Annotated in this window: 7 protein-coding genes; all 7 read left to right on the top strand. The window is 38.8% G+C overall.

From position 1 onward, the window contains the following. Window positions 1–503 (top strand): class I tRNA ligase family protein (locus GCCT14_RS03315; protein ID WP_204592941.1); only part of this gene is annotated, 503 nt, incomplete at its 5' end. Between the two features lie 2 nt (window positions 504–505). Then, complete coding sequence (trxB, locus tag GCCT14_RS03310) at window positions 506–1,453, top strand: thioredoxin-disulfide reductase (protein ID WP_108624235.1); 948 nt, start codon at window positions 506–508, stop codon at window positions 1,451–1,453. 164 nt (window positions 1,454–1,617) lie between these two features. After that, complete coding sequence (locus GCCT14_RS03305; RefSeq protein WP_108624234.1) at window positions 1,618–3,090, top strand: hypothetical protein; 1,473 nt, start codon at window positions 1,618–1,620, stop codon at window positions 3,088–3,090. A 64-nt stretch (window positions 3,091–3,154) separates the two neighbouring features. Further along, entirely contained in the window at window positions 3,155–3,496 is a 342-nt protein-coding gene (secG, locus tag GCCT14_RS03300; RefSeq protein WP_108624233.1) for a preprotein translocase subunit SecG, read from the top strand. A gap of 250 nt (window positions 3,497–3,746) precedes the next feature. Continuing rightward, window positions 3,747–4,349 carry a hypothetical protein gene (locus tag GCCT14_RS03295; protein ID WP_108624232.1) on the top strand — a complete coding sequence of 201 codons (603 nt, stop codon included), beginning with the start codon at window positions 3,747–3,749 and terminating at the stop codon, window positions 4,347–4,349. Between the two features lies 1 nt (window position 4,350). Then, the gene (locus tag GCCT14_RS03290; protein WP_157952556.1) at window positions 4,351–5,154 is read left to right on the top strand and encodes an MBL fold metallo-hydrolase; all 804 of its coding nucleotides are present in this window, start codon (window positions 4,351–4,353) and stop codon (window positions 5,152–5,154) included. Further along, the gene (locus GCCT14_RS03285; RefSeq protein ID WP_108624230.1) at window positions 5,130–5,546 is read left to right on the top strand and encodes an HflX-like GTP-binding protein; all 417 of its coding nucleotides are present in this window, start codon (window positions 5,130–5,132) and stop codon (window positions 5,544–5,546) included. The genes GCCT14_RS03290 and GCCT14_RS03285 overlap by 25 nt, the downstream gene beginning before the upstream one ends. Window positions 5,547–5,625: the final 79 nt, after the last annotated feature.

Genomic DNA, 5,625 nt, shown 5'->3' with positions numbered 1-5,625 from the left:
GAAAGGTTATAGATTGTGATATTCATAATATGAAAGATTTTCTCAATGTCTTTTCTAAAAATTTTCGCAGCATATCAGAGGAATATAAAACGTGGTCCTTTAATACTATTGTTTCCAAATTGATGGAAATCGTAAATGCGGCCAAAAAAGTTGATTGTTTCCCCTTAAAATGTTTTGAAATTTTTCTAAAGTTACTTTCTCCATTAGCTCCTCATTTGTCAGAGGAGCTTTGGCAGTTATTAGGAAAAAACTCTTTACTTTCTTCTGAAAGTTTCCCAAAGTTCGATCAAGAGTGGAGTAAATTTTTAGAGGAAATTTCCCAAGTTGCCATTTGTATCAATGGTAAAACGAGAGCTGTTGTGCCATGTGCTAAAGGCAGTAAAGAAGGGGACGTCATTTTTTTAGCCAGAAATGAAAAAGCTATTCAGCGGCATTTGCATGGCGTGGAAATAAAAAAATACATTTTTGTAAAAGATAAAATCTTAAACATATTGACGAGTTAATAATGGGTTTAGAAGAAGCCAATGTGATCATAGTTGGATCAGGTCCTGCTGCTTATACCGCTGCTTTGTATCTAGGAAGAGCGACACTTGATCCTCTCGTTTTAGGTGGATTTATTTCTGGTCCAGTAGGTGGTCAGTTGATGACAACTACAGACGTAGAAAATTTTCCTGGGTTCCCTGAAGGAATTTCTGGTCCGGAATTGATGCAAAGATTACGTCTTCAGTGTGAAAATTTTGGGGCAAAAGTCTTGGAGCAAGATGTTACATCAATTCAAGAAGATAACGATAGATTTATTGTACGCACGGAAAATAGCGATTTTTTAGCACGTGGTGTGATTATTGCGACTGGGGCAACTGCAAAAAAACTTGAGGCACCTGGAGTAGATCGCTTTTGGCAGAAAGGAATTTCTGCTTGCGCAGTATGTGATGGATCTTTGCCGTTGTTTCGAAACCAAAATATTGCAGTAATTGGTGGTGGTGATTCTGCCATGGTTGAGGCAATTTTTCTTACTCGTTTTGCTAAGAAAGTGTATGTCATTCACCGGAGGGATAAGTTTCGCGCTTCACCGGTTATGTCAAAAAGGGTTATAGACCATCCAAAAATTGAAATAATGTGGGATTCCGTTCTCGAAAAGGCTGATGGGTCAGAAACATTAGAGTCAATTGATCTAAAGAACGTTAAAACTGGAGATATTTCATCATTAGAGGTTAAAGGACTTTTCTTTGCTATTGGTCATCGTCCAAATACATCTTTTTTGGGTGGTTTAGTGAAAACAGATGATATGGGCTATATTGTTACTACTTCTGGAACGACTCAAACCAGTAGAAATGGAATATTTGCTGCAGGAGACGTCATTGACCATCAATATAGGCAAGCCATCACTGCAGCAGGCTCCGGATGCATGGCAGCGTTAGATTGTGAAAGATGGCTTGCACCTAGGATCCCTTAGTGGCAATAGCTACATAGAGGCCTTTAATTACTTAAGTTGTTGTTAGAGCTTCCCATCTACTTACTTTATTTGTTACAATGGTGTCACCACTGTTGTGGGTTTCATTTGTCTTCACCAGAAGTTTGGTAATTTCTTACTTATCCTGAGACTCAGCTGAAGTTTCAATGTTTTCCTTTTTTAAATCGTTTCGTTTCATCCATTTGAGTTCCTTCGCAACTCTTTGTCTTTTTGTTTCCACTGGTTGCTTTTGTTTATCCCCCAAGGGGGTAAGTGCATGGGTAACAGGGAACCAAAAAGTTTCTCGTGGCTTGTACCAACAAGGGGAGTCTTTCCTTAGAATAGCTCTTCAAGAAGGTAAAAATAGCCAGCACTTTGATACAAGAACCAAGACTGTTTATTTAATTGCTAATGACCTAGCTGCGTGTTTAGAGAAAAAAGGGGGGCACGAAGAAGCGTCTTCTCTTTATGAGGACGTGGTTGTTCAAGGGCGGCGTGCAGGTCAGAAAATCGACGTATGTCATGTAGGTGCTTTGAGAGGGCTAATTAGATGTCGTTTAACGCTTGGTTTGCCTGTTGAAGAATTGGTTGACTTGATGAACAAGTGGCATCCTAGAGGTCCTGCTTCGTATCTATCAGGTTCAGTTTGGCTGCTTGTTCCTTTTTGCTCCTCTTTTGAAAGTTCAGAGCCATCATTAGTTGCTTTTTTGAGTGATTTTTTCTCATTGCCTCATTCACAAGCTAAAAAATTATTATCAATTGGTGTTCGTTCTATTTCATCTGTTTGTTTCTTTGATCTTGGGAAGGAGTTTGTGGATAAGTTATCTTCTGTTGGAATCACAATGTCCGAGGAAGAATTGTTTTCCATGGTAGAAGGTTATACAAAGAAAAATAGCCCTCTTCTTTCGCCAAGTAATCAAGATATTAAATTAATTTCTAAGCACAATCCACTCATAGTGGACCCTGATAATATGAAGTGGGTCAACCAGTGGAAGTTTCTTTGTTCTCGTGAACTTACATCTTCTCAATTGTTTAACCAATTAATTTTTTTGTTAGAAAATACATTGCAAATGAAAACCCCTAGGGAGTTACGTGCTAGGGTAATCTTGGAAAGAGGTATCCTAGCTAGTGAACTCACTCCTGACACGAGAACATCACGTGATAATTTCCTAGATGCATCTCGGTCAGATGAGATGGGCTTAACTCGTACTAGTGCATCAGCAATGACTTACGTTCTTTCTCTTGCAGTAAAGCAACAAGATATCTTGCTTGGTCGCAAGGCTTTCAATCGTGCTGAGAAGAGATATCTTTTTTCTCCCAAGCTTTTTGATTTAGATTCTGGTGATATAGCGCTCACGTCTTCTGAGCCATCTGTTTTGGAGTCAATTAGAAACTCCATTTTATCCACTAGCACAAAAGAAATTACTGGTTGGGGGTTACCACCTCAAGGCATTACACTTTCAGCGTCTGAGTGTGTCCTTTTTTGGTGCGGATTTGAAGATGATTTAGTATCTGCTCCTAAATTGAAAAAAGCTATATTGGCTCTCAGGGTGATGACTGGTAATGGTTTTTTCTGGAGCCCCCCTAAGGGATGGTTGTTTAGTGCTATCCGTGGGAATTTAGGTGATGATGACATTTAATATCGGTTATATCGTAATAGTTTCCTGGCGGACGTAGACTTATCTTATTAGGAGAAACCGTTTAATGTTTTTGGATTGGAGTTATCCTTTTTTTCTTTCTGCTTATTTGGGATTTGTTGGTTTTTTGTGTGGCGTAATTCTTTTACAAGAAAGCCGTGGTGGTGATAGTGGCTTAGGTGGGGTTTCTGTTGGTGGTAGTGCTCATCTATTTCTTGGGACGTCTGCAGCGCATGTATTGAGAAAACTAACTGCGTGGTCGATATTCATATTTTTAATTACTTGCGTATTTTTATCAGTTTGGACTTCTAAACTAGAACCGGCTTCCATTTTAGAAACGGGTCAAGTTGATGATACGCCACCTCAGGAACTTTTGATTGATGAAGAGGAATTAGCAGTAGAGGATTAATTTAGTAAAAATAGTTAAAACGGCAAATAGTGGAATTTTTATCCATGTTTTGTCGTTTTTTTATTGGTTCAATTTTTTTAAATTGCGAAATCATCAAGGGGGGAACAACTTTTTAAAGTTGTCTATTACCTCTTTATGCGAATCGACGCTTCCCAAAGCAGAAGATTTTTTTATTCATAGACAAAGAAAAAATCTCTCCAGGTGTAGTAGGTTTGTGTCATGACATCTTTTTGGATGGAGAAGTCTGATCATGTCGGAAAAAGGGGGAAACGACCCAATTACCAACAGCAAAAGGATAGCTGTTTCCATTGTAATAGGGTGCGGTATATGTGTTTCGATTTTTTGTTTTGGATTATTTTATTTCTATGGGAAACATGTATCCCTTACCGTGAAGGGCGTTCTAACATCTCCTCAAAATCTTTCTCAGATTCGTGCAACTTATCGAGTTGCTGGATCTGAACAGACAAAGCGATATATCTTAAACAAAATAGAAATCTTATTTTCACATGAAAGGGGCCCTTCTTTTACAAGAAGACTTTTCCCTGAAGAATACTCTGAACTGTTTTCCTGGATTCAGGACGATAAACCGCTTTCTAAGACATTTTCAGGTACGATTCTTTGGGAAGATACAGCCGCATCTATTCGTCTTTTTGTTTCTTCAGTTGAATCTGATTATGAAGAATGGAGACCTATTGTTTACCAAGAGATTGAATTTGCCCCAGATGGATCTCTTTTCCGTATTTCTCGTCCGAAGCGTCATTTAAATCGTAATAACGATGCTGACAGTTGGATATATTACCATCATCCTGGCATTTTGAAGATGGTGAGAAAGAAATTCTACATTGGTTCATGAAATGACTTCTATTACGGTTCTTGGATGCGGAGCTTCTTCTGGTGTGCCTGTTTTAGGGTGCTCATGTTCTGTGTGTCTTTCGTCTGACTCTAAGAATCGTCGAAGGCGTACTGGTCTTTTGATAAAACATGAAGGCAGAAACTTATTGATAGATGCATCTCCTGACTTAAGAGATTCATTATTATCAAATAATTTAAAGCGGTTAGATGGAATTTGTTTGACGCATCATCATTTTGATCATATAGGTGGATTAATTGATTTACGGTCGTTTTGTAATAATGGTCACAAGATTCCTTGCCTCCTATCTACTTCTACTCTTAACATACTTAAATACCATTCGCTTTGCGTTTGGGAGGTGCTGGAGAAGGGGATTGTATCTTTCTCCCTACGTGAAATTTTGCATACAGAGAGAGAGGTATTTGACTTTGCAGGATTCCCACCTATTCATTGCTCATTTCACGAGCATGGCAACCAACAAGTAACAAGTTATAGATTTGGCACATTGGCATTTGTTACTGATGTTGCCAAGTGGAATGATTCAATTACGGAATTGCTGTCAGGTGCTGAGATAGCATTTATTGGAACGAATTATTGGCGGAAAGTGGTTAGTGGGTCTCAACATACTTCAATAGAAGAAATTCTTGACCACGTTGGAGGATTGAATAATCTTAAACAAATTTATTTTATGCATCTTTCGCATGTAATTGATTTTAATAAGATTGAATATCCATTAGGAGACAAGGCTAAATTGGCCTGGGACGGTCTAAGAGTGGGGTTTTCATGGAACGAATCAAAAGAGCTCTGATTGTTGGTGCATTTGAAACTCGCTCAGGAAGTCGAGAGGAGGCAGAAGATTCTCTTTCTGAATTAGGGGAACTTTTGAGATCGTGCGGAATCAATGTTGCAGACTCAACTATCTGTCCTTTAAGAGGCCGTTATGTATCTACTTTCATTGGCTCTGGACGGCTTCAAGAGATAGTCGTATCTGCCTCTGATTTAGAAGTTGATCTTGTGGTTTTTGATGAAGAGCTGACTCCTGCGCAGCAGCGCAATTTAGAAACTGCAATTCAAAAGCCTGTTGTAGATAGGACAGAAATTATTTTGGAGGTATTTGCAAGTAAGGCTCGTACACATGAGGCCAAGATTCAGGTTCAATTGGCCCAGATTCGTTACAATAAATGCTATCTCAGCACCTGACAGCAATTCCGTAATTGAATCATTCCACTTGGCAACATCAGTAACAAATGCCAATGTGCCAAATCTATAACTTGTTACT

The sequence above is a fragment of the Candidatus Similichlamydia epinepheli genome, from assembly GCF_003056015.1.
Note: the sequence above shows the minus strand (reverse complement) of the source record. Positions and strands in the feature narration are given on the sequence as shown.